The sequence below is a fragment of the Streptomyces sp. McG3 genome, assembly GCF_018619185.1.
Taxonomy (GTDB): domain Bacteria; phylum Actinomycetota; class Actinomycetes; order Streptomycetales; family Streptomycetaceae; genus Streptomyces.
In genome coordinates this window covers 1-26,236 of sequence record NZ_JAAXYC010000093.1, presented here as the reverse complement: position 1 = coordinate 26,236, position 26,236 = coordinate 1, and the positions used below count along the sequence as shown (strand labels likewise).

Here is a 26,236-nt window from a genome sequence, read left to right as displayed (position 1 = left end):
GAGCCCACCCGCCCCCGAAAGCGCCCTTCAGCAGGTGCGGAACACGTACCCCGGCTGTCCGGCCGGCCGGACGTCGAGATCCCGGCGCACCACCGAGACCTTCGCCCCCACGGACGAACACGCCTTCGCGAAGTCGTCGTCGGTGTACTCGACGACGAACACCCTGTCGTCGTACGCGGAGGCGTAGCCGGCGCATTCGTCGTACCGGCCGCACTCCTCGGCGACGGCGAAGTCGAACCCGATGGTCTCCCGCTGCTCCAGCAGATCGGTGGTGTTCTTCTGGCCGATCGCCAGCCCGGCAGCGTGCGCCCGGTCGGCCAGGAGCTTCGCGAACGCCGCGTTGTGCGCCCGGGTCAGCAGGCCTTTCGAGCGCTCGTAGGAGTCCAGGTTGTCCGGCTCCACCGCCTGGAAACCGGACTTCGCGCAGCCGTCGACCCAGCCCCCGACGATGTCCGCCAGCCGGGTGCGCTTGTCCGCGGTCGAGGTGTCCAGCAGCGCCTCGCCCCACTCCTCGTCATTGACCAGGTCGCCGTCGCCGTCGCGCAGCAGCAGATCGGGGTTGTCCTTCTCCCACCGGTCCAGCGCGTCGGGCTGGGTCTGGAAGGCGTTGACGTAACAGACGTTGTACAGGCCCTCGGCCGGCTCGTCGCCACGGTCGCGGGAGACCGCCCCGACCCCGGCGGGCGGGGTGTACGCGCCGCCGATCTGGTAGTCGAAGGCCACGTCGGCCTCGGGCGGCACCACCTCGGGCGCCGCCCCCGAGGCGAAGGCGTTGGACAGGAGCAGTCCCGCTCCCGTCGCGATCACGACTCCGCCGGCCAGACCGGCGAGCGTGCTTCCCCGGCGGAGGAACGGACGGACGGCGTGCTGGGACATACGTGACTCCTGTGCGTGGGCTCCGGAACCTGCCCCCACATCATGGACGGCCGATCATGAGCGAATCGTGAGCGCCCGCCCGACGCCGCGCCGCGACCGGGCGGGCGCGAGACGCAGGACGAACTCCGCGCCGCCGCCGGGGCGAGCCCGGACGGTCAGTGACCCCCGGTGGGCCTCCGCGATCCGCCGTACCAGAGAGAGGCCGATCCCCGTTCCCCCGCCCGGCGAGCTGAACCGTTCCATCAGCTCCGGCAGCCGGGCCGGAGCCACTCCCGGGCCCCGGTCGGCGACCCACACCTCCGGTCCGCGCACGGTCACCAGCAGTTCGGCCCCGTCCGGCGCGCCGGGGGACCGGCCGTGCCGCACGGCGTTGTCCAGGAGGTTGCGCACGGCGACCCGCACCAGCGCGGCGTCCGCCTCGACCACCGACTCCTCCAGCCGCGACTCCAGGCCGTGCCCGCCCTCCGGCAACTCCGCGCACACCTCCTCGACGAGCTGGTCCAGGCGCAGCGGCTCCGCCCGTACGACGTCCACGGCGGCCTCCAGCCGCCCCCGGGTCAGCAGGTTCTCCACGACATCGGCCATCCGGTCCGCCGCCCGCCGGATCCGGGGCAACTGCGCCTCCAGTCCGCCCGGAGCCCCGGCGGCCACCTCCACCGATCCGCGCATCACCGCGACCGGGGTCCGCAACTCGTGCGCCGCGTCGGCCAGCAGCCGTTCCTGCTGCTCCAGCGCCTCCCAGGCCGGCCGGATGCTCCGCCCGGAGAGGACATGCCCGGTCAGCGCGGCCAGCGCCGTCAGGGCACCGGCCCCGACGACGAGGGAGAGGACCAGACTGCGGTGCCCGGCCGCCCCGCGCTCCGGATCGCCGACCGCGACGGCCGCGCCCGCCACCTCGTCGGTGGCGTCGTGGTAAAACGGCACGGCCAACAGCCGGACGGGCTCTCCCGTGCGGTCGCGCGCCTCGGCCCGTACCGGCCCTTCCCCGTCCATCGCCGAACGGGTCACCGCCCGGATCGTCCCGGCCTCCACGGCGAACTGCGCGGTGCGCCCCCGGAACACGGTGACCGGCTCACCGCCGGGGCGCCCCTCCACCACCAGGACCTGGGGGGTTCCCGAGGTCGCCTCGTCGTCCGCGAGCCCGTCCAGCCGGATCCGGTCGTCCTCGTAATAGACGAGCGAGGCCGCGACGGACGCCCGGCGGCGCATCTCGTCGTACTCGGCGTCCAGCCGCGCGCGGTCGTCGGTACGGATCACCAGCCAGGACAGGCAGGCCAGCCCGACGACGGTGATCAGGGTGTACGCGGCGGTCAGCCGCAGCCGCAGCCGGTGCAGCCGCCGCCGGGCCGGCGAGCGGCGCCGCCGCACGGGCGTCGCCATCAGGACGGCCCCGGCTCCGCCGACAGCAGGAACCCCTGCCCCCGCACGGTGTGCACCGGGCCGGGGGAACCGAGCTTGCGCCGCAGCCCCGCGACGACGGCGTCGACCACGTTGGAGACCGGGTCGGCCATCTCGTCCCAGCAGTGCTCCAGCAGCCCGGTACGGGTGACGACGGTGTCCCGGTGGACGAGGAGCTGCTGGAGCACGGCGTACTCCTTCGGGCTCAGCGACAGCAGCACACCACCGCGCCGCACCTCGTGCCGGGCCACGTCCATGACCACGTCCGCACAGCTCAGGAAAGAGGGGAGCCGGGCCGACGCCCGTCGGCTCAGGACCCGGACGCGCAGGACGAGCTCGCGCATCGAGAACGGCTTGGCCAGGTAGTCGTCCGCCCCGCTCTCCAGCCCCCGCAGCCGCTCGTGCAGGGAGTCCAGTGCGGTGAGGCACAGCACGGGCACCGACCAGCCGGCCCGGCGCCTGCCCTCCAGCGGCGCGAGGGTGTCGCCGGAGGGCACCATCCGGTCCAGCACCACACAGTCGTACGCGGCCATGTGCAGCAGCACGTCCGCCTCCGGCCAGTCCGGCGCGCAGTCCACGGAGAAACCGCCGTCCCGCAGCCCGGCCGCGATCACGTCCCGCAGGTCGTCGTCGTCCTCCACCAGCAGCACACGCACGGGGAGGATGCCTCCGATGTCTTTTCGGGGGGGGAGAGACCCACCATCGTAGGGCGTCCCGCGCACCCGCACCGAGTCGCCCCGTCAGGCCGGTGCGGCCTCCACGATCTGGAAGGTGCTGGGCGCGGGCAGCGGTGTCACGCTCCGGAGGGCGAAGCCGCCCGCCGTGCACCCTCCTGGGCCGTCATACTCCGCCCCTCGTTTAGTCGGGTGAATCTGGATTCGGGAAGACGGAGGTGGCGATCACGCATAGGTGCGGCGAGCGGGTCTCGGTGCCGGACGGGAGCGCCGGTCAGTCCGCCCAGTCGCCGTCGAGTGCCTCGGCGGCCTCCGCGGCCACCGCCTCGGCGACGGCCGCCAGGGCAGGTGACTCCAGCTTCCACTGCTGCCAGTACAGCGGGACGTCCACGGTGGGGTCCGGGGCGAGCCGCACCAGCCGGCCGTCGCTCAGCAACGGCTCCGCCTGGACCTCGGGCACCATGCCCCAGCCCATGCCCGACGCCACGGCGTTCACGAACCCCTCCGACGTGGGAACCAGGTGGCGCCGGGCGCTCGGCCGAGGGCCGGGGCCGAGCCGGCGCACGAAGGCGTCCTGAAGATCGTCGCGCCGGTCGAAGCCGATCACCGGGGCGTCGCCGATCAGCTCGCGCAATGCGGTACCCTCCCGCCGCCCCAGCCACCGGTCGGCGAAACCGGGACCGGCCACCGGCAGATACCGCATGCGGCCCAGCCGGCGGACCGAGCAGCCCGTCACCGCCTCCGGCGACGAGGTCACCGCGGCCATCGCCAGCCCCTCCCGCAGCAGGGCGGCCGTATGGTCCTGGTCCTCCCGGTGCAGCTCGTAACAGACTCCCAGCTCCTCCGGCACACGCCGCAGGGCGGGGAGGAACCAGGTCGCCAGGGAATCGGAATTCACAGCGATCGGCAGGAGCGTCGGCTCACCCGGCCCGGACATCCCGAGCGCTGCCTGCGCGTCGTGTTCCAGCCTGGCCAGCTGGCGGGCGAAGCGCACCACCACCTCGCCGGACTCGGTGGGCCGCACCGGCTTCGTGCGCATCAGCAGGACCCGGCCCGTGCGCTGCTCCAGCGCCTTCACCCGCTGGCTGACCGCCGACGGCGTCAGCCGCAGGGCGTGCGCCGCCGAGTCGAAGGTGCCTTCGTCGACCACGGCCAGCAGGGTCCGCACCTGATCGAGAGGAAGCTCAGACATCATGAGTGTTAATGATACGTAAGAATCTTTAGCTGGACACCAGGATTGTTCGCTCCGTAGCGTCGCCGCATGACGAACGCCCTGACCACCGCAGCCGCCGGTTTCGGCACCGGCCTCTCGCTCATCGTCGCCATCGGAGCCCAGAACGCCCTGGTGCTGCGCCAGGGCGTCCGCCGAGACGGCGTGCTCGCTGTGGTCGGGATCTGCGCCCTGTCCGACGCGGTGCTCATCGCGCTGGGGGTCGCCGGTGTCGGCGCTCTCGTCGTTGCCTGGCCGTCGGCCCTGACGGTGGTGGGGCTGCTCGGCGGGGTGTTCCTGATCGGCTACGGTCTGCTCGCCGCGCGCCGGGTTCTGCGGCCGTCGGCCCTGCGCGCGGGGGACGCTCCGGCCGCCTCGCGCCGGGGTGTGGTGCTGACCTGCCTGGCGATGACCTGGCTCAACCCGCACGTGTACCTCGACACCGTGTTCCTGCTCGGGTCCGTCGCCGCCGACCGGGGGCCGTTGCGCTGGACCTTCGGCCTCGGCGCGATCCTCGCCAGCGTGTGCTGGTTCGCCGCGCTCGGGTTCGGAGCCCGGCTGCTGAGCGGAGTTCTCGCGCGGCCCTCCGCGTGGCGGGTGCTGGACGGTCTGGTCGCCGTGACGATGATCGGCCTCGGCGCGAAGCTGGCGCTCAACGCCTGAGCCCCCACCCGCGCCCAGGGGCCTCCCCGGACGCTCCACGCGTCCAGGGCCGAGGGTGCTCGCCCGGCGTACCATGCCATGATCGCCATCTTTCGACAGGATCGGTGCCATGGGAAGCGTGCGACGGGCCGTCGTTCTCGCCCTGGACGGTGCGTCCGTTCGAGCTCGGCTTCCCGGGCCGCGTGCGGACAGGTGCGCGGGAAAGGGGAGCGGATACCGCCTTTCGTGCAGTCGGCGCCTCGGGAATTCCCGTAATCGTCGCGGCCCGCCAGAGGCATTTCCCGGGGGCCCGTGATGGTGTGCGGCCTCGTCCGGACATGGAGAAAAAAACCGATTATTCTGTATCTTGTCCTACCAGTACGCGCATCGCAGGAACGGCTCGCCACTACATGACCCCTGGGGGGAGTTATGCCCGAAGCAGCAGTCTTGATCGATCCGGTGCCGACTATGGACGCGGAGGCCGAGGTGGTGCATCCCGTGGGGATCGACATGGTGCACCGGACCAGGCCGGAGGACGCCTTTCCGCGGAACTGGGTACGCCTGGGGCGCGACCGGTTCGCGGTGGAAGCGGTTCTTCCGCACGACCATCCCTTCTTCGCTCCGGTGGGTGACGACCGGCACGATCCGCTGCTGGTCGCGGAGGCGATGCGGCAGGCGGCCATGCTCGCCTTCCATGCCGGGTACGGAATCCCGCTCGGCTACCACTTCCTCCTGACGGAACTGGACTACGTCTGTCATCCAGAGCACCTTGCCGTGGGGGGCGAGCCCACCGAAATCGGCCTGGAGGTGTTCTGCTCCGACCTGAAGTGGCGGGGCGGGCTCCCGGCGCAGGGGCGCGTCGGCTGGGCGGTGCACCGGGGCGACCGGCTCGCCGCCACGGGGGTGGCGGCGACCCGGTTCAGCACGCCCAAGGCGTACCGGCGGATGCGCGGCGACGTCCCGGTCGAGGGAATATCCATACCGGAGACCGCGCCGGTCACAGCCGTCCTGGCGGGCCGTGCCCGTGTCGAGGACGTGGTGCTCTCGGGGACCGGGCAGGACGGAGTCTGGGAGCTGCGTGTGGACACCCGGCATCCCACCCTCTTCCAGCGCCCCAACGACCATGTCCCGGGCATGTTGCTGCTGGAGGCGGCCCGCCAGGCGGCGTGCCTGGTGGCAGGGCCCGCCGGAATCGTTCCGGTGGAGGCGAGTACGCGGTTCCACCGGTACTCCGAGTTCGGCAGCCCGTGCTGGATAGGGGCGGCGGTCCTGCCGGAGGCGGACGAGGATACGGTGACGGTCCAGGTGACAGGTCATCAGGACGGCGAGACGGTCTTCTCCACGGTCCTGTCCGGCCCCCGGGCCGACGGCTGAGAGGTTCCTCGAGTGATTCTCGTGACGGGTGCGACCGGAGCGGTGGGCCGTGAGGTCGCCGGACAGCTGGCGGAGGCCGGCCCCGTGCGGATTCTCGCGCGCCGCCCCGAGCGGGTCACGGTGCGGGGAGCTGGGGTCGAGGTCGTCGAGGGGGCGTACGGGGACCGCGCCGCTCTCGACCGGGCCCTGCGGGGCGTCGCCTCGGTGTTCCTGGTGACGAACAACCCGACGGAGCCCGACGACGAGCGGGTCGCCGCGGCGGCGGCCGCGGCGGGCGTACGCCACCTGGTGAAGCTGTCCATGATGGCGGTGGAGGAGCCGGGCGCCGACGACTTCATCACCCGGCGCCAGCGGGAGAACGAACAGGCGGTCAGGGACTCGGGGGTCCCGTGGACGTTCGTGCGCCCCAGGACGTTCATGTCGAACACCCTCGCCTGGGCCCCCGGCATTCGGTCGGCGGGAATGGTGCGCGCCCTGTACGGCGACGCTCCCGTGGCGTGCGTCGACCCGCGCGACGTCGCCGCGGTGGCCGTCGCCGTTCTCACCGGTACGGGGCACGAGGGCAGGGCGTACGCCGTGTCCGGCCCGGAGGCGATCACCGCCCGGGAGCAGACGGCCCAGCTCTCCCGGGTGCTGGGGCGGCCTCTGCGCTTCGAGGAACTGGGCGTGGACGCCGCGCGTACGGCCCTGCTGGCGAAGTATCCGCCGCCCGTCGCGGAGGCCTTCCTGCAGAGTGCGGAGCGGCAGCGGGCGGGAGCGAAGGCGTGCGTGGTGCCCACGATCCAGGAACTGACGGGCCGTCCTGCGAGGCCGTTTCGCCGTTGGTCGGCCGAGCACGCGGAGGCATTCGCGCCGGAATAGGGCCGCTTCGCGGGGTGAGTCGAGAGCCTTTGTTCCTCGCGGAAGGCGGATAAGCGCGACGGCGCAGGCATTCCCTTTTCCGGTCCGCTTTTCGCGGCTCGCGGTGGAGGCGGGCCCGGAAAGGGCCGTGAGTCACTGCCGTACTCATCCGTATTCCGAAAAGGAAAACCGGTGAGCTGGATTCGGCGACTCCCGGTCTCCGGCCACGCGTCCGGCTCCGCGCGGCAGCTCGTCCTCATCGCTCGTCGGCCCGGCCCCGCCCCGCGCCCCCGATGACGTCGACCCGTCCCGCGTCCGCTCCCCAGCTCGCCAGCAGGCGCAGGGCCTGGGCCGACTCCGAGCCCGGCTCCGCGTGGTAGGTCACCAGATGCTGCTCCTCGTCGTCCGGGAGGTTCAGCGTCTCGTACGACAGGGTCAGCTCCCCGACGAGCGGATGCCGCAGCAACTTGATGCCGTGCCCCTTCTCCTTGACGTTGTGCGTGGCCCACAACCGCCGGAACTCGTCGCTCTTGACCGAGAGTTCGCCCACCAGCGCCGACAGCTCCGGATCGTCGGGGTGGCAGCCCGCGTACAGCCGCAGATAGCTGACCATGTCCGAGGCCTTGGAGTCCCAGTTCACGAACAGGTCCCGGTAGGCGGGGGAGAGGAACACCAGCCGCGCCCAGTTGCGCTCGGCCGGCGGCAGCGCACTCCAGTCACCGAACACCGCCGCCGCCATCGGATTCCAGGCGAGGACGTCGGACCGTGCCCCGGTCACGTACGCGGGGATGCCGTCCATGCTGTCGAGCAGGTACAGCAGGCCCTTCCGCACCCGCTGCACCCTGGCCGGGCGGCGCTTCTTCTTGTGCTGCGCGGGCTTGGCCAGGTGGGTCAGATGTGCGCTCTCGGCGTCCGTGAGCCGCAGCGCACGCGCGATCGCGTCGAGCACCTCGGCCGACACGTTGCGTCCGTTGCCCTGCTCCAGGCGTGTGTAGTACGCCACGGACACCCCGGCCAGCTGCGCCAGCTCCTCCCGGCGCAGACCGGGCACCCGGCGGTGCCGGCCGAACTCCGGAAGGCCCACGTCCCCCGGCTGGAGCTTGGCCCTCCGGGTGCGCAGGAACTCGCTGAGTTCGGCGCGCCCGTCCAGCGGCTCGGGGGCGGCGGCCTCTGGTCGATCGTCCATGGCTTCCATTATTCCTGTGATTCCTGGTCGCGGGAGCCTGAGCCTGTCCCCGTCAGTAGTAGGACCGCTGGACGTAGGTAAAGCGGTGACCTGGGTAAACATCCGTCATGGCGTGATGCTGGGAGACGTTCCTACCGCATCACCCAGAGGAGAACCTCCGGCATGACCACCGTTGCCGCCTATGCCGCTCCCCGTGCCAAGGCCCCGCTGGAGCGCACCACGATCGAACGCCGCCCGGTGGGAGAGTTCGACGTCCTGATCGACATCAAGTTCGCCGGGATCTGCCACTCCGACATCCACCAGGCCCGCGACGGCTGGGGAGAGGGCATCTTCCCGATGGTGCCCGGCCACGAGATCGCCGGGATCGTCGCCGAGACCGGCCCCGGGGTCACCCGGTTCAAGGTCGGCGACCGCGTCGGCGTCGGCTGCATGGTCGACTCCTGTGGAGCGTGCGACGCGTGCCTGATGGGCCGCGAGCAGCACTGCGCCGAGGGGAACACCCAGACGTACAACGCACTCGACCGGGGCGGCGAGCCCACGTACGGCGGCTACTCGACGCACATCGTCGTGGCCGAGGCGTTCGCCCTCTCCATCCCCGAGGGCATCGCCCTGGACGAGGCCGCGCCGCTCCTGTGCGCGGGCATCACCACCTACTCCCCCCTCAAGCGCTGGGGCGCGGGCCCCGGCAAGAAGGTCGCCGTCGTCGGTCTCGGCGGTCTCGGCCACATGGCCGTCAAGATCGCGCACGCGCTCGGCGCCGAGGTCACCGTCCTGTCCCAGTCGCTGCGGAAGAAGGACGACGGGCTCAAGCTGGGCGCCGACCACTACTACGCGACCAGCGATCCGCGGACCTTCGAGGAACTGGCCGGGACGTTCGACGTCATCCTCTCCACGGTCTCGGCCCCGCTGGACTTCGGCGCCTACCTCGCTCTGTTGCGGACCGACGGCACCCTGGTCAACGTGGGCGCCCCCGAGGAGCCGGTCTCGCTGAACCTGTTCTCCCTGATCCTGGGCAACAAGTCGATCGCGGGTTCGGCGATCGGCGGGATCAAGGAGACCCAGGAGATGCTGGACTTCTGCGCCGTGCACGGACTCGGCGCGGAGATCGAGGTGATCGGCGCCGGTCAGGTCAACGAGGCGTACGAGCGGGTTCTCGCCAGCGACGTCCGCTACCGCTTCGTGATCGACACGGCGACGATCTGAGGCGTCGGCCGCCCGGCCGCCCCCGCCACGCGAACGTCCGCCCCGAGCGCCCGAGGTGCTCGGGGCGGACGCGTACTCATGCCGGGTCCGGTGCTCCCGCCGACCGGCGCGCCCCTTCCAGGACGGCAGGCAGCAGCCCCGGGAAGAGCGCCTCCAGGTCCTCCTCGCGCAGCCGGCTCAGGCGGGAGGTCCCGACGTAGTGCTGGCGGATGACGCCCGCCTCTCGCAGCACCTTGAAGTGGTGCGTGCTGGTGGACTTGCTCACCGGAAGGTCGAACGCGATACAGGCCATGTCGATGTGCCCGTCCGCCAGCTCACGGGCGATGCGCAGCCTGATGGGGTCGGCCAAGGCGTGCAGGACCGCCTCCAGTCGGATCTCCGTCCGGAGCGGATGGGCGAGCTTTCGCCCGGACGCGGCTGCGCGGGCTGTGGTGGACATGGGTGGCAGGCCTCCTCGGGGTCCTCATCAAAGTACGAGAAATATCGTATTTTGACAATCGGCGTACTACGATGCCTATCGTACTTACCTCGGTGTCGCCGCCCGGCGACCGCACCCCACGTGAGGAGACAACCTGTGAGCGCCCTGTTCACGCCCCTGACTCTGCGGTCCCTTGAGATCCCCAACCGTGTGTGGATGTCTCCGATGTGCATGTACTCGGCGGCCGCGGACGGACCGGAGGCGGGCGTTCCCACGGACTTCCACCTCGCCCATCTCGCGGGCCGGGCCGCCGGAGGCGCCGGCCTCGTGATGACGGAGGCCACCGGTGTGCGCCCGGACGGCCGGATCAGCCCATGGGACCTGGGCCTGTGGAACGACCGCCAGCAGGAGGCCTTCGCCCGGATCGCCGCCGCGATCACCTCACACGGATCGGTGCCCGCGATCCAGCTCGCCCATGCCGGGCGCAAGGCCTCGACCGACCGGCCCTGGCTCGCCGACCGCTACGTGCCCGAGGAGGAGGGCGGCTGGACGTCCGTCGCCCCCAGCGCCGTCGCGTTCGCGGGCCTGCCCATGCCGCACGAGCTGACCGAGGACGAGATCCGGCAACTGGTGCGTGACTTCGCCGCTGCCGCCCGGCGGGCCCTCGCCGCGGGTTTCCGGGTGGTGGAGATCCACGGCGCACACGGCTACCTGATCAACTCCTTCCTGTCCCCGGCCGCCAACCGTCGCACCGACTCCTACGGCGGCAGCCGGGAGAACCGGCTGCGCTTCCCGCTCCAGGTGGTCGACGCCGTCCGCGCCGTATGGCCGGACGACCTGCCGGTCCTCTTCCGTACCTCGGCCACCGACTGGCTGACCGAGAACCCCGAGGACCCGCGCGAGGGCTGGACCGGCGACGACACCGTCACTCTCGCCCAGGAACTGGCCGCACACGGCGTCGACCTGCTCGACGTCTCCACCGGCGGCGTCGTCCGTGACGCCGCGATCACCGCACACCCCGGCTACCAGGTCCCCTTCGCCGAACAGGCCCGGCGAACGGCCGGCATCCCCACCTCGGCCGTGGGCCTGATCCTCGACGCCGCCCAGGCCGAGGAGATCGTCGCGACGGGCCGGGCGGACGCGGTCATGATCGGCCGAGAGATGCTCCGTGATCCGCACTGGGCCCACCACGCGGCCGAGGCCCTGGCGGCCGGGCCCCGCTGGCCCGACCAGTACGGCTACGCCCTGGCGCGACGTCCCGCCAAGGTCTGACCGCCCACCGGGCCGCTCTGCCCGACCGGACCGCCCGCGCTCCTCTCGCGGCCGTGCTCTCCGGTCCAGCGCGCGCGGGCGGCCCGTAGGCGTCCGACAATGGCGGGAGCCGGACGGAGGCACGCCACCGCGGCCCGGCCGGGAGAGGAGCGCCGGATGAGCGGAGCGGGGAAGTGACCGCCGCGCAGGACCGGGCCACGATCCTGCGCCGGGCCGTCCGCGTCGCCGCCGCGGCGAGCGCCGGGTTCTATCCGCTGCTGTACGGGGCCGGGCTCCCCGTCGCGGCGCTGTACGCGCTCTTCGCGCCCATCGCCGCGGGCCTGCTCTCCGCCGTGCCCGGCTCGGGCCGCCAACGGGCTTCCACCATGCTCCGGGCCCTGCCCCCGGCACTGGTCCTCGTGACCCTGGGAACCCTGCTGGCGGCCTACACCCCGGCCGCCGTCGGCGGCATGCTCCTCGTCGGATTCCTGCTGGCGTTCGCGGCCGTCGCCGGCCCCCGCCCCGCGGGCATCGCCCCCGGCCTCCAGCTGTTCTACATCCTCGCCTGCTTTCCGCCGTACGCCCCCGGCACGCTCGTCGAGCGGCTCGCGGGCCTGACGGCGGGCGCGCTGCTCCTCGCCGCCTGTGAAGTCCTGCTGCCCGATCCGGCCGCCCCCTCCTACCGGGACCGGCTGGCCGACGCCCTCGCGGTGGCGGCGCGCGGGGCCGCCACCGGCGGCGTGCCACCGCGGCGGCTGCGGGCCGCAGGAGCGAAGCTGCGCCTGTCCGACGTGCCGCCGGCGGAACGCCCGGCCGGCGCGGGCCGGACGGACCGTGCACTGGAACAGGCCGGACGCTCGGCACGCCGGCTCCTCGACCAGCTGGCCACCCTCGCCGAAGCCCCGCCGGTGACCGCAGACCCCGAGTCCGCCACGCTCCTGCACCGGGTCGCGGATCTGTGCACCGGCTGCGCGCGGTTCCTGCGCACCGGCAGCGCTCCACCGCCCGCCGGAGCACTGGAGGAGGCGATGCGGGCCTTCCAGGCCGACCGGGCGCGGGCCTTCTCGCGAGGCCCGGACGCCCGGCCCGCCGTCGACGTGCAGCGTCGGCAGTCCCGGGTGCTGGCGCTCGCCGAATCGGCGCGTACGGTGGAGATCGCCGTCGACATCGCCCTGCACGGGCGGCCCACCGAACCGGCCTTCCCACCCGAACAGTTCTGGTACGCCGGGCTGTCCACGCCCAGGCTGTGGGCCCGGCGTCTCGTCGGCAACGTGACGTTCCGGTCGGTGCTGTTCCAGAACGCCCTGCGCACCGCGCTCGGACTCGCCGCCGCCCGCGCGGTGGCCGGTTCCCTGGACCTGGCCCATGGCTTCTGGGTCCTCCTCGCCGTCCTGACCCTCGGCCGGACGACCGCCGGCGCGACCTGGCGGGCGGTCCGCCGGGCGGTCATGGGCAACGCGGTGGGAGCGCTGGTGGCCGGGGCGCTCGTCATCGGGCTCGGCCGGCACACCGACGTGTACGCCGCACTCCTCGCCCCCGTCATGCTGATGGCCTTCGCGCTGGGGCCGCTGCTGGGCCTCGCGTACGCGCAGGCGCTGTTCACACTCGTCGTCGCCACCGCGTTCGCCCAGATCGCACCGGTCACCTGGCGGCTGTCGGAGGCCCGGATGATCGATGTCGTCACCGGCAGCGTCATCGGCCTGGTGTGCGGGCTCCTGGCCTGGCCGGCCGGGGCACGACGGGAGGTGCACCGGGCCATGTGCGGGCTCCTGAGAGCGTGCGCCCCGCTGGTGCCGGCCACGGCACAGACGCTGCTCGCGCCGTCGGGCGGCTCCCGTACCGCACCGGTCACCCTCCCGGGCATCCACCGGCTGCGCCTCGCGGAGGCCGCGTACGCGCAGTACCGCGCCGAATCCCCGGCCGACCGGGAGGGCGACCGCGCCGACTGGCACGCCCTGCTCATCGCCGCCCACCACATGCTCCTCGGGGCGCAGTGGCTCCCGCGCTTCGGCCTCCGGCCGGTGCTCGCCGCGCGTGACACCTCCGCCGCCCGGGCCCTGGGCGCCGCGGCGGCACTGGAGGCCGAGACCGACCGCATCGCCTCTCTGCTCGTCGCCGAGCGGCCCGGCCCCGCGCCGGCGACCGCGCCGGCGACCGGCCCGGACCGCGACCCGCCGGCGCCGCTCTCCGTGGACCTCGAGGTGTGGATGACGAGCCTCGCCCGGCAACTCGCCCGCATCGAAGCCTCGCTGACGCCCGCACCCGGCACCGGCCCCCCGCCGGAGTCGACCGGCGGTCCCGTACCCGGGAAACCCCGAAAAAGGGGGAGGTGACCCCCGCCGAGCTGGGGTGCCAGCCCCAGTGATTCCCAATGGTCCTTCTCCTAGCGTCTATTGATGTGAGTTACGCAGAGGACGCAGAGAAGACCACCCGAACCCCGGCTGCCCCCCGCACCACCACGGCCGCCCGGACGACCGCCGCCGCGGGCCTGGCCCTGGCCCTCGCGGCAGGCATCACGGCGTCACCGGCCCTGGCCACCGCACGGCCCGGCCCGCCACTTCGTACCGTCGCACCGGCGACGACTGTTGGAGCGCTCGACCGCTACTACCACCAACCCCTGGACTGGGGCACCTGTATGCGCTCCCCGCAGGACGAGACGGGCAGAGACCTGGACAAGGCGGGCGTGCAGTGTGCCGACGTCACGGTCCCGCTGGACTACACGGCCCCCGGGGGCCGGACGATCACGGTCGCGCTGTCCCGTCTGAAGGCCACCGACACCCGCCGCCGCATCGGCGCGATCCTCCTCAACAACGGCGGCCCCGGCGGCCCGGCCGTGGATTCCCCGCCGATCGTCCGCACGGCGATGAAGGAGGTCGGCCCGCGCTACGACATCGTCGGCTTCGACCCACGCTTCGTCGGCCGGAGCACTCCGCTGGACTGCGGCTGGCCCGTCGGCTTCACCTGGTTCTCGGCCGGCGCGAGCCGGGCGGGCTTCGACCGCCAGGTGGCGCTGAGCAAGAGCCTGGCCGCCAAGTGCCGCGCCACGAACGCCTCGGTGCTCCCGCACATCACCACCCGCAACACGGCCAGGGACATGGACGTGATCCGGGGCGCTCTGGGTGAGCGGAAGATCTCCTACCTGGGCTATTCGTACGGCACCTACCTGGGCACGGTCTACACCCAGATGTTCCCCGGCCGCTACGACCGGATGGTCCTGGACGGAGCGGTGGGGCCGGACGACTACCACCCGCGCCTGCTGAAGGACACGGTGCGCGAGAACGAGCAGGCGCTCTCCGCCTGGGCCGCCTGGGCGGCCGCCCGCCACACGACGTACGGCCTGGGGCGCTCCCGTACGGCGGTGCTCGCCACCATCGACCACGTCATGGCGAAGGCGGCCCGCGCCCCGCTGACCCTCGGCACCGCCCCCGAGGTCTTCCGGGTCGACGACACCCACATACCGACGCTCCTCTTCATGGGCGTGGCCGACGACGGCGACGGCTCGCGGGACCTCCTGGCCCAGCAGGTGGCGGCACTGTCCCAGGCGTCGAAGGGCCACGAGGCCCCGTTGCCCCCGGAGTTCGCGGAGGCGCTGCGTCTCCTGCTCTCCGGCGCGGACTCCTCCTCCGGCAGCTCCCAGATGGCGATCATCTGCGGTGACGTACCGGCCCCGCGCGAGACCGAGCGCTACTGGCGCGACATCCAACGGAGCCGTGGCGCACACCCCCTGTTCGGCCCCCTCACCGAGAACATCGGCCCCTGCGCCTTCTGGGACGCGCCACGGGAAGCACCCACCCGTATCGAACACGACGCCCGCGCCCTTCTGGTCGCGGCCACGGGCGACCCCCGCACCACCTACCGGAGCACCACCACCCTGCACGGCAGGCTTCCCGGCTCCAGGCTCCTCACCCTGGAGAACGCCAACCGCCACGCCCTGTACGGGGAGTACGGGAACGCCTGCGTGGACAACGAGGTCAACCGCTACCTGGCGACGGGCCGGCTCCCGAAGAAGGACGAGACCTGCGTGAAGTGACCCGGGAACGGGAGACCGCCTCCCGCCGGTGTACGGGCGGCCTCCCGTCGGAGGATGCCGGGCGCCCGTCCCGCTCCGTACCGTCCGAGGCGTCGGGCGAAGTCCGGCCGACGATGTCGGGAGGTCGCGGTGATGAGCATTCCACGCAAGGTGATCGCCTGGGGCGCTGCCCTGCTGCTGCTCCTGCCCGGAGCGGCGGCGGCAGCGCCCCCGCCCGGGGACCGGCCCCCGGGGATACGGGTGACGGGGGAGCGGTGGATCGGCGACCGGCTCCTCGAACTGACCGTGCGGTCGGCGGCGTTGGAAGGCCCCGGCACGGTTCGCCTGCTCACCCCGGACGGCTGGGAGGATCGCGGGCGCGACGAGCGCTGGCCGGTCCTGTATCTGCTGGCGGGTGGCCACGGCGACCCCGAGGCCTGGACCGAGGACTACGCGGTGGAGCGGCTCCCGCAACTGCGCGACGTGCTCGTGGTCATGCCGTCGATGCCGCTCTTCGGGTTCTACAGCGACTGGTGGAACGGCGGCGCCGGCGGCGCGCCGCGCGTGGAGACCTTTCACCTCGACGAGGTGCGCCCGCTGCTGGAGCGTCTCTACGGCGCGGGGGACCGGCGGGTCGCGGCGGGGGAGTCGCAGGGCGGCTTCGGCGCGCTGACCTACGCGGCACGCCACCCCGGGCTGTTCCGCGCGGTGGCGGGCCTCAGCGGCTACGTCCATCCGCTCCAGCACCCCCGGGCGGTCCGGGCCGGACTCGACTATCTGGGCCTGGACCGGTCGGCCCTGTGGGGCGACCCGGTGGCCCAGCGGCGGATCTGGCAGGACCACGACCCGTACTACCGGCCGGAGCGACTGCGCGGCGTCGAGGTCCACCTCTCCAGCGGCGACGGCCGGGCGGGCGCGCTCGACCCGCCCGGCACGGAACCGGACCCGCACGTTCCCGGCCTGGAGGACCCCGACGACCCCTTTCCCGAGGACGTCCTGTCCCCGACCGAGGCCATCATGGGGGCGGAGAACCGGGCGATGGCCTCCCGGCTGCGGGCCCACGGGGTGGCGGTCACCACGCACTTCTACCGGGGCACCCACTCCCCGCCCTACTGGGAGCGCGAGTTGCGCGGCGCGCTGCCCGCGCTGCTGCGCACCCTCGGGCGGTGAGGGGCCGGACCCTACGCCGACGGGACCGGTGCGCCGGACCCGTCGGCCGGATCCGCCGCCTCGGGCTGACGCGGCTCCTCCACGAGCTGCTCGCGGAGGTAGTTCCAGACCACGCCGAGCAGCGCCGCCACCGGCACGGCGAGCAGGCTCCCCACCACGCCGGCCAGGCTGCCGCCCAGCGTCACGGCGAGCAGGACCGTGGCCGCGTGCAACCCCAGCCCACGGCTCTGGATCATGGGCTGGAACACATTGCCCTCCAACTGCTGCACCACGACGATGATCGCCAGCACGAGCAGGGCGTCCATCGGTCCGTTCGAGACCAACGCGATGACCACCGCCACGAATCCGGCGAACAGCGCCCCCACGATCGGCACGAACGCGCAGACGAAGGTCAGCACCGCCAGCGGCAGCACCAGCGGCACCCCCAGGATCCACAGGCCGAGCCCGATGAAGACCGCGTCCAGCAGACCGACGAACGCCTGCGACCGCACGAACGCACCCAAGGTGTCCCAACAGCGGGAGGCCACCTCGGGGACGTCGGTGGCGAGCCGGCCGGGAAGCTGACGGGTGAGCCACGGCAGGAAGCGCGGGCCGTCCTTGAGGAAGAAGAACATCAGGAAGATCGCCAGAACCGCCGTGACCAGCCCGTTGACCACGGTGCTCACTCCGGTGACGGCGGTGGTGACCACGCTGCCGACACTGTCCTGGAGCTGAGCGGTCGCGGTGTCCAGGGCGCCGGTGATCTGGTCGTCGCCGATGTTCAGCGGCGGACCCGCCGCCCACTCGCGGAGTTTGTCGATGCCCTCGATCACCCCGTCGGCCAGCTCCCCGGACTCACCCGCGACCGGCACCGCGATCAACGCCACGATGCCCGCCCCCACGAGCAGGGAGAACACCGTCACCACCGAAGCGGCGAGCGAGGGCCACCAGCCGAGCCGGCGCAGGAAACGGGCGAGCGGCCAGGTCAGCGTGGTGAGGAACAGGCCGACTATCAGCGGCCATACGACCGACCACATCCGGCCCAGCACCCACAGTGCGACCGCCGCCGCCACGAGGACCAGCAGCACCTCTGCGGAGACCCGTGCCGACGTGCGGAGAGCAGCCGCGGTCTTTGTCGAACTCAATGGCGAAGACATGGCGTTACCCTATGGCTTCGCCAACCGTGTTCCGGCCACGCCCGCGGTCCGCCGAAGCCGAGCGCCACGAGGGCGGGCCGGCCGGACCCGTCAGCGCAACGCCGGGGGCAGTTCCTCCCGATGGACGATGGCCAGGCGCTGAGTGGCACGGGTGAGCGCCACGTACAGATCGCTCGTGCCGAACCGGGCGGGCTCCACGACCAGCACATGGTCGAACTCCAGCCCCTTGGCCTGGCGCGGATCCAGCAGCACCACCGGGCGCGTGAGGTCGGGGGCCTCGCCCGCCGCGACGCCGTCCAGCGGGGCGGCGATCTCCTCGTGCAGCGCACGCGGCGCGATCACCGCGAGGCGCCCCTCCCGGGGGGTCAGCTCCACGACCGCCCGGGCCACCTCGCCCGCCAGATCCGCTCCGGCATCCCGCGTCCACGGCTTCTCGCCGGTCGACCGCACCGAGACGGGGGCGGTGAACGAGGGGTCCCTCTCCCGCAGTACCCCGGCCGCCAGCTCCATGATCTCGGCGGGCGTACGGTAGTTGACCTCCAGCGTGACGTGCTCGAAGCGGTCACCGACGTACGGCCGGAGGATCTTCTCCCACGACCCGACGCCGGCCTCCTCGGACGTCTGGGCCGGGTCGCCGACCAGCGTCAGCGAGCGGCTCGGCGCCCGGCGCATCAGCAGCCGCCACGCCATCGGCGACAGCTCCTGCGCCTCGTCGACGATGATGTGCCCGAACGCCCAGGTGCGGTCGGCGGCGGCCCGCTCGGCGGCGGTGCGGTGGTCTGCCTCCTCGTGCCGCTCCGCCATCCGCTCGGCGTCGATGATGTCGTGGGCGGCGAGGACCTCGGACTCCTCGTCCTCGAACTCGTAGCTCTCCGAGCCGCGCGACAGCTCCAGCACGCCCTGCGCGTAGCCGACCCGCTCCTGACGGGCGGCCTCGGCAGCCGCCTTCTCCGCGCTGTCGTCGACGCCGAGCAGTTCGGCGGCCTCGTCGAGCAGCGGTACGTCGGCGGGCGTCCACGCCGCGCCGGCGGAGGGGCGCCGGATCGCGTCGGCGTCCTCGTCCGGCACGTACACCGGGTCCGCCAGATAGCCGGCGAGGAAGCCCTCGGGGGTCAGCGGCGGCCACAGCTCGTCCACCGCCGCGTGCACCTCCTTGCTCAGCGCGACGCCCCGGCCGAGCTGGGCCACGTCGTCGGGGCCGAGGAAGTTGGGTCCGCCGTAGGGGTCCGCGCCGATCCGTTCGACGAGTTGCGCGGTGAGCGCGTCGATGACCCGGAAGACGAAGTGGGGGCGGGCGAGATTGTGCGGCAGACGGGTGTCCCTGGCCGCCTGCCGGGCCTCGTACGCGATCTCCCAGTCCAGGACCAGATCCCCGCCGTCCTCGTGCGGGACGACCATCGCCGCCCCGGGCTCGGGCAGCCGCTGCCGGTCGCGTACGGCCAGGGCGAGCGTCTCGGCCATCGGCTCGCCTCCCTTGACGGCCGCGGCGCGGGGGGAGTCCGTACCGGTGGCGTGCACCCCGGGGAACAGCTCCGCCTGCGTCGCCAGCAGCACCCCGGTCTCGCCGAGCGCGGGCAGCACCTCCGCGATGTAGCGCAGGAACGCCGGGTTGGGCCCCACGATGAGCACGGCCCGCTTCGCGAGCAGCTCGCGGTGCTCGTACAGCAGGAAGGCGGCCCGGTGCAGCGCGACGGCCGTCTTGCCCGTGCCGGGGCCGCCCTCGACGACGAGGACCCCCCGGTGCGGGGCCCGGATGATGGCGTCCTGCTCGGCCTGGATGGTCCGCACGATGTCGCCCATGCGTCCCGTGCGCGCGGAATCGAGCGCCGCGAGCAGCACGGCGTCCCCGTTCGGATCCTCGAAGCCGGTGCGGTCGCGGTCCCCGAGATCGAGGATCTCGTCATGGAGCTCGGTGACCGTGCGGCCCTCGGTGGTGATGTGCCGGCGCCGGCGCAGCCCCATCGGCGTGTGCCCCGTGGCGAGATAGAAAGGACGCGCCACCGGCGCACGCCAGTCGATCAGAACAGGGGTGTGCTCGGCGTCGTCCTCACGGATCCCGATACGGCCGATATGGTGCGCGAGCCCGTCGGAGCGGTCGATGCGGCCGAAACACAGCGAGCCGTCCACAGCGTTGAGCGCGGCGAGCAGACCCGAGCGCTCCGCGACGACGATGTCGCGCTCCAGCCGCGCCTGCTGGCCCGTCCCGACCGGCGTCAGCGCGTGCTCGACGCCATCGGCGGCCACTGTGCGCAGGGCGTCGACCCGGGCATGGAGCCGGTCGATGAATTCCTGCTCTTCCCGCAATTCGTCGCTTTCCCGGTTTGACAAAACGGCTCCCCGCCAGATATATTCGTACTCATAAGGCCCCCGAGTGGGGCCTTTCTGCATGAGCGCAGAAGAATCCAATATACCCGCGATAATCCCCGGACCGCCATGACGGTCCGGGGAGTTTTCGTGCCCACGGCTACGTCCGGGGTGCGGCGGCCCGCGCCTCCCCGTCCATGCCGATCGGCGTTCCCGCCGCCAGGTCCCGCGGGGACAGCGCCAGCGACCGGGCGGCCGTCGCGCCCACGTCGGCGAGACTCCGCGCGTCCGGCAGGAGTTCCACCCCGGCCCCGTCGGGGCGGTGGATCAGCACCGGCACGTACTCCCGGGTGTGGTGCGCGTGCCCGATCGAGGGGTCGTTGCCGTGGTCGCCGGTGACGATCAGCCGGTCCCCGGAGTCCGTGAGCAGCGCCAGGAGCCCGGCGAGCCCCGAGTCCACCTGTTCCAGCACCTGCCCGTAGCGCCCGGTGTCCTGTTGGTGCCCGGCCAGATCCGTCTCCTGGACGTTCGCGACCACCAGGGCGTCGCCCCCGGCGCGTACCGCTTCCAGGGTGTACGCCAGGACATCGGCGGTGGCCACGGCCGGCCGCCGGTCCGCCTGTTCGCACACCAGGATGTCGGCGGCCTTCCCCACCAGGGTGACCGGGATACCGGCCCGCGCCGCGAGAGAGGGGAGCTGACGGGTGTGGTCGAGCGGGGCGCCCAGGTGCTGGACCTCCAGGCCGCCGTTGCGGTAGAAACCGGTGGCCGGGGTGTCCAGCCCGACGGTGCCCCCGTCCCCGCCCCGTACGTACGAGCCGAGCGGACCGTCCGCGTGCCCGCCCACCGCGATCACGCGCGCGACCGGGGCGACCGCACGCACCGTACGGGCGACGGCGAGAATCCCGCCCGGACCGTCGAACGGCAGATCCTCCAGGCGCCCCGAGGCGTTCCAGTTGATCCCGGGGTCGGCCTCCAGGTTGTCGTGGACCAGCACCGCCCCGTCGACCAGCAGCAGCGGCTTCCCGTCGAGCCGCTCCGTCCGGTGACCGGCCGCCGTGAGTGCCTCGGTCACCTCGTCGAGGTGCTCGGCCAGCCGGGCCACGGTCACCCGGCTGAAGTCCGCGCCCATCATGGTCTGGTGGCCGGCGAAGGTGTCCGCGCCCGGGTAACCGAGGGCGGCCCGGCCCGCCGCCACGGGTAGCCGGGTGCTCCGCGCCAGGTCCCGGTGCGGGTGGACCAGACCGAGACCCAGCGCCCCGAGCACCGGGAGCCGCAGCGGCCGTCCGAACGCGGCGCGGGCGTGGTCGAGGACGTGTCCGCAGGTGTCGGCGGCGAGGTCGCCGGGGCGCGGGGTGCCCGCGTCGGGCATGGCGCCGACGCCGAATCCGTCGATGACGACGATGACGGTCCTGGCCATGAGATCGCTCCTTACAGGGCTCGGCCGTGGGCGTCGTAGAGCCCGTTCAGCCGGGGCCTGCCGGAGGCGAGTCCGGAGACGACGGCGACGGTCGAGCGGGTGACGAAGATCTGGGTGCGGAAGGCGAGCAGCGCGGTGTCGCCCAGCCGGACGTCCGAGCCGGACGGGGGCGCGTCGAGCAGCCGGTAGTAGTCGATGTTCTCGGCGGGAGCGTCCTGCACGCCCAGCCGCGCGCCGGTGCGTGGCAGGAGGGCGCCGCGGATGTGGGAGCGCGCGTAGAACCCGCCGCCGAACAGGGCCGGGCGGCCGTCGTCGAGGGTGTGGGCGACTTCGCTGACGTACACGTACGCCGGCTTCTCGGGCTGGGCCGGGTCCAGGGCGTGCAGCGGGGTGGTGCCGGTGAGGGCGTGACCCGGCTCCCCGTGCGTGGCCCCGCGCTCGGCGAGCAGCGGGAGGGACGCCATCGAGGTGGCGCTGGGCGCGCTCAGCCTCAGCTCCAGGTGGCCGCGCGCGGCGAGGAGTTCACGGGCCTTGAGCGCCAGGTCGAAGGTGGCCGTGGCGGCGGGCTGCCCCGACTCCGGGTCGCAGAGCACACACGGGAAGGCGGTGACGCCCGCGATCCGGATGCCCCCGAGCGCCTCGGCGGCCTCGGCGAAGGCGTCCAGCCGCTCCAGCGGAACACCGCCCTCCTGGCCGGGGTAGACGGTTCCTTCGGCCCCTTCGAGCCGGATCAGGACGTCCTGGACGAAGCCCAGTTCCCGGGCCGCGTCCGAGACGGCGCGGGCGTTGGCCAGGTCGAAGACCGTGACGTTCTCCGGCCGCCACGCCAGCATGCCGGGCAGGGCCCGCCGGGGGATCTGGACGAGGTGGCCGAGGTTGCCCGGCCTGGCCCCGGCCGCGTGCAGGGTCCGGGCCTCGGCCGGGTCGATAGCGGCGGAGCGGGGGATGTGCCGGGCGACGGCGCGGATCAGTTCGGGGTTGCGGCCGATCTGCTTGACGACGAACCACAGGCCGATACCGAGGCGTTCGGCCTCGGCCGCCAGAACCGCGGCGTTGGCCTCGACGGCGTCGAGGTCCATCACATAGGTGTCGGGCGGGATCTCGCCCCGCCGGTGCAGGGCGGCCGCGGCGTCGACGAGCTCGGGGTTGCGGGTGAGCACGGTGTCGAGAAACACGGTCAGTGGTCCTTCGGGTCGGCCATCGCGGCGAGCGAGCGGCGCAGGATGTCGATGACGAGGTCCGCTCCGGCCCGCATCGGGTTGACGCGCACGGTCCAGTCGGCCAGCTCCGGGGCGTCGTCCAGGGCGGAGCTGGACATCCGGTAGAACAGCGGCGCGATCTCGTAGCGCGAGTTGGACCCGACGGGGTACGGCGCGGCACCGAACCGTGCCGCGACGGACGGCAGTTCCGCGGCGATGGGCCGGTCCAGGCGGATCAGCAGGCAGCGGTCCTGGGCATTGGCGACACGCACCTCCGCCACCCCGTCCACCTCGCCGGCCGCGAGCCGTTCGGCGACCTCGGCCCCCACCCGCGACTGCACGGCCCACAGGAGCGGTACGTGGGTGAGGGCGCGCAGCGCGTCCAGCGCCTGGTGGCCCTGGACCTGCCCGCCGCCGGAGTAGTTGGCACGGCGGACGCCCTCGACCAGGTCCCGGGCGCCCACGACCAGGCCGACGCCCTCGGGCCCGTGGAGTTTGAAGAGCGAGAAGCAGGAGGCGTCGGCGCCCAGTTCGACCCCGGCGGCCGGGGTACGCATGACGGCGTAGTTGTCGTCCACGACCGTGCGGACCCCGGCCGCCCGGCAGGCGGCGATGACCTCGGCCGGATCGTAGGAGTCGGCCAGCCGCTGCCGGGTGTGCTGGACGTACGCCCACCGGAACCGCCCGGACGCCAGAGCGGTGTCGAGCTCCGCCGGGTCGTTGAAGTCCGCCTCCGTGGTGCGCACACCGATGCCCCGGAACGTGACCTCGGTGGTGCGGTAGACCGGGGCCCGGTGGATCAGCAGGTCGTCGCCCGCCCGGACGACGGCGTTGAGCGCGGCCCGGATCGCCCCGGTGCCCGCGCCCTGTACGAGGGCGGCGTCCTCGGCGCCGAAGAAGTCGGCGAGGACCGCCTCGACGCGGGCGGTGGTGCGGGGCCGGCCGAGGCCGGGGACGACTCCCGCGTCGGCGGAGAACAACTGCTCGCCCTCGAAGTGCGCGGCGGTGGCCTCCAGCAGCCGGAACTGCCGGGCCGCGGCGTCCTCCAGGGCCACCGTCGGCAGCGGAAAGGTCGCGGGGAGCGCGGGTGGGGATGCGGGGCTCATGTCAGTTCTCCTCCACGGTCGCGCCGGTCAGGAAGCGCACCGGATTGCGGCGGGTCAGCAGGTCGATCAGGTCGTCGTCGGCCCCGGCCGCCCGCAGCCGGGGCAGGAAGCTCGCGAAGAGGTGCCCGTAACCCTGGCCGCCCTCGTCGCGCAGATAGCCGTGGCGGGAGATGTCGCAGCTCAGCAGGGCCCGGTCGGCGTGGCCCGCCTCCAGCAGCGCGAGCAGCAGCCGCAGCCGGGTCCCGTCGCTCTGGTACGCCGTCTTGCCCACGGTGTCGAACGCGACGTACGCCCCGCTCGCCGCCAGCTCCCGGTGGACGCCGGGGTCGTCCAGGAGGTCCTGGTGCCCGATGCTCACGCGGTGGGCGGGCAGGCCCTCACCGGTGAGCAGCTCCAGCTGGGCGAGGCCGCCCCGGCCCAGCTGGGCGTGGGTGGCGACGGAGAGTCCGGTGGCGAGCGCGGCGCGTGCGCCGGCCCGCAGCACCTTGGCCTCGGCGGCGGTCGGTACGTCGCCGTGGCTGCCGATCTCCCCGAGGACGCCGGGCCGGACACCGCTCCCGTCGATCCCGTCCTCGACCTCCCGGACGAGGACGCCGGTGAGCGCCGCCACGTCGAGGGCGTCGATCTCCGGAGTGTGGAACGGCTCGTAGTACCAGCCGGTCGCGGCGACGACGGCGACACCGGTCTCCCGGGCGATCCGGGACAGCGCGCGGATGTCGCGTCCCATGCCCCGGCAGGTCAGCTCGACGACCAGGGCGAGGCCGTACTCCTCGCGCAGTGCGACGAGTTCGGCGGTCACGGCCGCCGCGTGGCGTTGCGGTCCGAGGACGGCCGCGCCGTCGCCCACCCGGTCCAGATCGAGGACGAGGTGCTCGTGGGCGAGGGCGGGGCCGCGTACCGAAGCGGCCCGGAGTTCTCCGGTGACGGTGCGCAGGGTGTGCGGTGCGGGGTGGTTCATCGTGGCTTCCTTCTCCGTGTACGGCACGGCCTGATCCTGGGTCGGGCCTCAGCCCTTGACCGGGGTGAACAGGTCGAGCCAGTACAGGATGTTGAGGAGGACACCGCCGATGATCACGGCCGCCGGTGCCGCGGCCATCCTCACGACGGGCCGGCCCATCGACTCGTTCAGCAGATAGAGCCCGCCGACGACGAGGATGCCGAGCCCGCCCCCCATGGCGTTGGCGGCCATCAGCGAACCGAACAGGATCGCGAGCTGGAGGGTGTCCCCGATGGCGCTGCGCAGGTGCTCCGAGGAGTCCCGGACGCTCGGCAGCTTGCCGAGCACCTTGCCGATCCAGGAGAGGGCCAGCACCTCGACGGCGAACACGAGCGCACCGACGACGGCGGCCAGGAAGGGGTTCGGCATGAGGTACCCGATCGGGTACACCAGGGTGAAGCCCGCGATGCCGTACGCGCCGGACGCCAGGGCGGTGGTCGCGATCAGCGGGATGAAGCCGAAGACCCGGTAGAAGTCGACCTGTGCCGCCTCGGCGTACTGCCCCTTCGCGATCAGGAAGCTGGTCGCCTCGCCGCCGCCGAATATGTGCATCTGGGCCAGGACGCACACGCCCGCGCCGAGCAGCATGAACAGCGGCAGGTACTTCCGCAGCCGGGCCGCGCTGGCGCTGAAGAGGGACGCCATCGGGTCGTCCCCGGTCACCTCCTCCACGACGCCCGCCGCCCGGTCGGCCCGGCGCTGCCGCAGGTCCTTGGAGACGGCGAGGCCGATGAGCATCAGCACGCCCACCGCCATGGCGAGCGCCCCGGCGAACATGTTGGGCCACAGCTTCATCGTCATGACGACCAGGGCCAGTTCCAGGACGCCCGCGATGCCGCCCCACTTGCGCCCGAACTGCTTGGTGATGGCGAGCACGGGGAAGAGCGTGAACAGGAACAGGATCGGCGTGGACATCTGCTGCATCGCGGTCAGGAAGTCGACCGGGAGGTCATGCGCGATGTCGTTGGCGCCGTTCAGTCCGAAGACGACCACCGCGCCCCACGCGCCGCCGAGGATCGGGGCGAGCCACTTCTTCGGTGACAGCATCCCGAGGATGTCCGTGGGCAGGAAGAGCAGCCACGGGTTCAGCACACCGGTGGACAGGGCCATCGGCGCGCCGAGCCCGAAGATGAACCCGGCGGAGAGCCCGAACGAGACGGCCGTCGTCGCGCTGCGGGTGGTGCGCCCCTGGATGAAGTCCAGCAGGAAGGGGCGCACACCGTCGTTGAAGACGGCCAGCGCCATGTGCGCGATGAACGCCGTGAGCGCGCAGAGGACTATCACGGTCAGTTGCTGGGCCAGCGAGAAGTCGAGTTCCGCGCCGGCGGCGAGAGTGGTGCTCACGAGTCACTCCTTGGTGCCCGGGACGATGAGAAGGAGGCTGCGATCAGCCGCGGGCCGCGATGGCACGGGCCATCAGCGGGGCGATGACGTCGATCTGGTCCATCGAGAAGCCGAAGGCCTTCTTGCCGTCGGCGAGCAGCGCGGCGATCGTGTCCTCGGTGGGGACGCTCCGGCCGAAGGTGTGGCAGGAGGCGCTGCCCAGGAGGCCCACGAGCACGCCCAGCGACGCGCCGGCGCCGGTGTGGCAGGTGCCCAGGTAGTAGTCGGCCTGGCCGGCCCGCAGCTTCATCGCGGCGTCCATGTCGCTGGAGGGGACGACGTCGAGGGAGTCGATGCCGAGGCTGCCGATGGCCTGGGTGACCTCGACCTTGCCGACTCCACCGGTGAGGATCTTCGTCATGGCTGTTCTGCTTTCTGCGTGTTCCCGCGGGGTGAGCCACGGAGAGGGGACGTACGGGAGCTGTCTCTTATACCCATCT

General features: G+C 72.8%; 22 protein-coding genes. 8 read left to right on the top strand and 14 right to left on the bottom strand.

Annotated features, from left to right (window positions below; all coding sequences use genetic code 11):
• Nucleotides 1-27: 27 nt before the first annotated feature.
• The 4 genes from HET64_RS17375 to HET64_RS17360 form a co-directional block, all read right to left on the bottom strand.
• On the bottom strand, nucleotides 28-876 hold the full coding sequence (locus HET64_RS17375; protein WP_215106569.1) for an endo alpha-1,4 polygalactosaminidase: 849 nt from the start codon (nucleotides 874-876) through the stop codon (nucleotides 28-30).
• A gap of 54 nt (nucleotides 877-930) precedes the next feature.
• Nucleotides 931-2,256 (bottom strand): HAMP domain-containing sensor histidine kinase, encoded by a 1,326-nt coding sequence (locus HET64_RS17370; RefSeq protein ID WP_215106567.1) that lies wholly within the window; start codon nucleotides 2,254-2,256, stop codon nucleotides 931-933.
• Nucleotides 2,256-2,930, bottom strand: coding sequence for a response regulator transcription factor (locus HET64_RS17365; RefSeq protein WP_215106565.1), 675 nt, complete (start codon nucleotides 2,928-2,930; stop codon nucleotides 2,256-2,258). The genes HET64_RS17370 and HET64_RS17365 overlap by 1 nt, the downstream gene beginning before the upstream one ends.
• 292 nt (nucleotides 2,931-3,222) lie before the next feature.
• Nucleotides 3,223-4,143, bottom strand: coding sequence for a LysR family transcriptional regulator ArgP (locus HET64_RS17360; protein WP_215106563.1), 921 nt, complete (start codon nucleotides 4,141-4,143; stop codon nucleotides 3,223-3,225).
• A 66-nt stretch (nucleotides 4,144-4,209) separates the two neighbouring features.
• Here HET64_RS17360 and HET64_RS17355 point away from each other — a divergent pair, with 66 nt between their 5' ends.
• The 3 genes from HET64_RS17355 (at nucleotide 4,210) to HET64_RS17345 (ending at nucleotide 7,035) form a co-directional block, all read left to right on the top strand.
• A complete protein-coding gene (locus HET64_RS17355; RefSeq protein ID WP_215106562.1) occupies nucleotides 4,210-4,821 on the top strand; it encodes a LysE/ArgO family amino acid transporter in 612 nt (203 codons plus the stop codon).
• A 408-nt stretch (nucleotides 4,822-5,229) separates the two neighbouring features.
• Nucleotides 5,230-6,174 (top strand): ScbA/BarX family gamma-butyrolactone biosynthesis protein, encoded by a 945-nt coding sequence (locus HET64_RS17350; RefSeq protein WP_215106560.1) that lies wholly within the window; start codon nucleotides 5,230-5,232, stop codon nucleotides 6,172-6,174.
• A 12-nt stretch (nucleotides 6,175-6,186) separates the two neighbouring features.
• The gene (locus HET64_RS17345) at nucleotides 6,187-7,035 is read left to right on the top strand and encodes an NAD(P)H-binding protein (protein ID WP_215106557.1); all 849 of its coding nucleotides are present in this window, start codon (nucleotides 6,187-6,189) and stop codon (nucleotides 7,033-7,035) included.
• A gap of 235 nt (nucleotides 7,036-7,270) precedes the next feature.
• Here HET64_RS17345 and HET64_RS17340 read toward each other — a convergent pair whose 3' ends face one another.
• Nucleotides 7,271-8,200: a helix-turn-helix domain-containing protein gene (locus HET64_RS17340; RefSeq protein WP_215106555.1), complete on the bottom strand. Its 930-nt coding sequence runs from the start codon at nucleotides 8,198-8,200 to the stop codon at nucleotides 7,271-7,273.
• Nucleotides 8,201-8,362: 162 nt separating this feature from the next.
• On the opposite strand from HET64_RS17340, the gene HET64_RS17335 reads away from it, so the two are divergent.
• The gene (locus tag HET64_RS17335) at nucleotides 8,363-9,403 is read left to right on the top strand and encodes an NAD(P)-dependent alcohol dehydrogenase (RefSeq protein WP_215106553.1); all 1,041 of its coding nucleotides are present in this window, start codon (nucleotides 8,363-8,365) and stop codon (nucleotides 9,401-9,403) included.
• A 76-nt stretch (nucleotides 9,404-9,479) separates the two neighbouring features.
• Here HET64_RS17335 and HET64_RS17330 read toward each other — a convergent pair whose 3' ends face one another.
• The gene (locus HET64_RS17330) at nucleotides 9,480-9,842 is read right to left on the bottom strand and encodes a helix-turn-helix transcriptional regulator (RefSeq protein WP_215106551.1); all 363 of its coding nucleotides are present in this window, start codon (nucleotides 9,840-9,842) and stop codon (nucleotides 9,480-9,482) included.
• A gap of 135 nt (nucleotides 9,843-9,977) precedes the next feature.
• Between HET64_RS17330 and HET64_RS17325 the strand changes: the two genes are divergently transcribed.
• The 4 genes from HET64_RS17325 (at nucleotide 9,978) to HET64_RS17310 (ending at nucleotide 16,251) form a co-directional block, all read left to right on the top strand.
• A complete protein-coding gene (locus tag HET64_RS17325; RefSeq protein WP_215106549.1) occupies nucleotides 9,978-11,093 on the top strand; it encodes an NADH:flavin oxidoreductase/NADH oxidase in 1,116 nt (371 codons plus the stop codon).
• A gap of 173 nt (nucleotides 11,094-11,266) precedes the next feature.
• The gene (locus tag HET64_RS17320; protein ID WP_215106547.1) at nucleotides 11,267-13,405 is read left to right on the top strand and encodes an FUSC family protein; all 2,139 of its coding nucleotides are present in this window, start codon (nucleotides 11,267-11,269) and stop codon (nucleotides 13,403-13,405) included.
• A gap of 65 nt (nucleotides 13,406-13,470) precedes the next feature.
• Nucleotides 13,471-15,102, top strand: coding sequence for an alpha/beta hydrolase (locus tag HET64_RS17315; RefSeq protein WP_215106545.1), 1,632 nt, complete (start codon nucleotides 13,471-13,473; stop codon nucleotides 15,100-15,102).
• Nucleotides 15,103-15,234: 132 nt separating this feature from the next.
• Complete coding sequence (locus HET64_RS17310) at nucleotides 15,235-16,251, top strand: alpha/beta hydrolase family protein (RefSeq protein WP_215106543.1); 1,017 nt, start codon at nucleotides 15,235-15,237, stop codon at nucleotides 16,249-16,251.
• An 11-nt stretch (nucleotides 16,252-16,262) separates the two neighbouring features.
• On the opposite strand, the gene HET64_RS17305 is transcribed toward HET64_RS17310, so the two are convergent.
• The 8 genes from HET64_RS17305 to HET64_RS17270 form a co-directional block, all read right to left on the bottom strand.
• Nucleotides 16,263-17,387: an AI-2E family transporter gene (locus tag HET64_RS17305; RefSeq protein WP_215106541.1), complete on the bottom strand. Its 1,125-nt coding sequence runs from the start codon at nucleotides 17,385-17,387 to the stop codon at nucleotides 16,263-16,265.
• A 90-nt stretch (nucleotides 17,388-17,477) separates the two neighbouring features.
• Entirely contained in the window at nucleotides 17,478-19,691 is a 2,214-nt protein-coding gene (locus HET64_RS17300) for an AAA family ATPase (protein ID WP_215106573.1), read from the bottom strand.
• Between the two features lie 160 nt (nucleotides 19,692-19,851).
• A complete protein-coding gene (locus HET64_RS17295) occupies nucleotides 19,852-21,111 on the bottom strand; it encodes a phosphopentomutase (protein WP_215106539.1) in 1,260 nt (419 codons plus the stop codon).
• Between the two features lie 11 nt (nucleotides 21,112-21,122).
• A complete protein-coding gene (locus tag HET64_RS17290) occupies nucleotides 21,123-22,286 on the bottom strand; it encodes a YhfX family PLP-dependent enzyme (protein WP_215106537.1) in 1,164 nt (387 codons plus the stop codon).
• Between the two features lie 2 nt (nucleotides 22,287-22,288).
• Nucleotides 22,289-23,416 (bottom strand): aminotransferase class V-fold PLP-dependent enzyme, encoded by a 1,128-nt coding sequence (locus HET64_RS17285; protein WP_215106535.1) that lies wholly within the window; start codon nucleotides 23,414-23,416, stop codon nucleotides 22,289-22,291.
• Nucleotide 23,417: 1 nt separating this feature from the next.
• On the bottom strand, nucleotides 23,418-24,374 hold the full coding sequence (locus HET64_RS17280; protein ID WP_215106571.1) for a phosphotriesterase: 957 nt from the start codon (nucleotides 24,372-24,374) through the stop codon (nucleotides 23,418-23,420).
• 48 nt (nucleotides 24,375-24,422) lie between these two features.
• Nucleotides 24,423-25,757, bottom strand: a complete 1,335-nt coding sequence (locus HET64_RS17275; RefSeq protein WP_215106533.1) for a YhfT family protein — start codon at nucleotides 25,755-25,757, stop codon at nucleotides 24,423-24,425.
• Nucleotides 25,758-25,800: 43 nt separating this feature from the next.
• Nucleotides 25,801-26,157, bottom strand: coding sequence for a DUF2620 domain-containing protein (locus HET64_RS17270; RefSeq protein WP_215106531.1), 357 nt, complete (start codon nucleotides 26,155-26,157; stop codon nucleotides 25,801-25,803).
• Between the last annotated feature and the right edge of the window lie 79 nt (nucleotides 26,158-26,236).

What these genes read in the sequence shown, in the direction of transcription:
- HET64_RS17305 (WP_215106541.1), bottom strand. Translation starts at nt 17,387, where the DNA reads ATGTCTTCGCCATTGAGTTCGACAAAGACCGCGGCTGCTCTCCGCACG.
- HET64_RS17370 (WP_215106567.1), bottom strand. Translation starts at nt 2,256, where the DNA reads ATGGCGACGCCCGTGCGGCGGCGCCGCTCGCCGGCCCGGCGGCGGCTG.
- HET64_RS17340 (WP_215106555.1), bottom strand. Translation starts at nt 8,200, where the DNA reads ATGGACGATCGACCAGAGGCCGCCGCCCCCGAGCCGCTGGACGGGCGC.
- HET64_RS17310 (WP_215106543.1), top strand. Translation starts at nt 15,235, where the DNA reads ATGAGCATTCCACGCAAGGTGATCGCCTGGGGCGCTGCCCTGCTGCTG.
- HET64_RS17360 (WP_215106563.1), bottom strand. Translation starts at nt 4,143, where the DNA reads ATGATGTCTGAGCTTCCTCTCGATCAGGTGCGGACCCTGCTGGCCGTG.
- HET64_RS17270 (WP_215106531.1), bottom strand. Translation starts at nt 26,157, where the DNA reads ATGACGAAGATCCTCACCGGTGGAGTCGGCAAGGTCGAGGTCACCCAG.
- HET64_RS17295 (WP_215106539.1), bottom strand. Translation starts at nt 21,111, where the DNA reads ATGGCCAGGACCGTCATCGTCGTCATCGACGGATTCGGCGTCGGCGCC.
- HET64_RS17280 (WP_215106571.1), bottom strand. Translation starts at nt 24,374, where the DNA reads ATGAACCACCCCGCACCGCACACCCTGCGCACCGTCACCGGAGAACTC.
- HET64_RS17350 (WP_215106560.1), top strand. Translation starts at nt 5,230, where the DNA reads ATGCCCGAAGCAGCAGTCTTGATCGATCCGGTGCCGACTATGGACGCG.
- HET64_RS17330 (WP_215106551.1), bottom strand. Translation starts at nt 9,842, where the DNA reads ATGTCCACCACAGCCCGCGCAGCCGCGTCCGGGCGAAAGCTCGCCCAT.
- HET64_RS17355 (WP_215106562.1), top strand. Translation starts at nt 4,210, where the DNA reads ATGACGAACGCCCTGACCACCGCAGCCGCCGGTTTCGGCACCGGCCTC.
- HET64_RS17285 (WP_215106535.1), bottom strand. Translation starts at nt 23,416, where the DNA reads ATGAGCCCCGCATCCCCACCCGCGCTCCCCGCGACCTTTCCGCTGCCG.
- HET64_RS17375 (WP_215106569.1), bottom strand. Translation starts at nt 876, where the DNA reads ATGTCCCAGCACGCCGTCCGTCCGTTCCTCCGCCGGGGAAGCACGCTC.
- HET64_RS17335 (WP_215106553.1), top strand. Translation starts at nt 8,363, where the DNA reads ATGACCACCGTTGCCGCCTATGCCGCTCCCCGTGCCAAGGCCCCGCTG.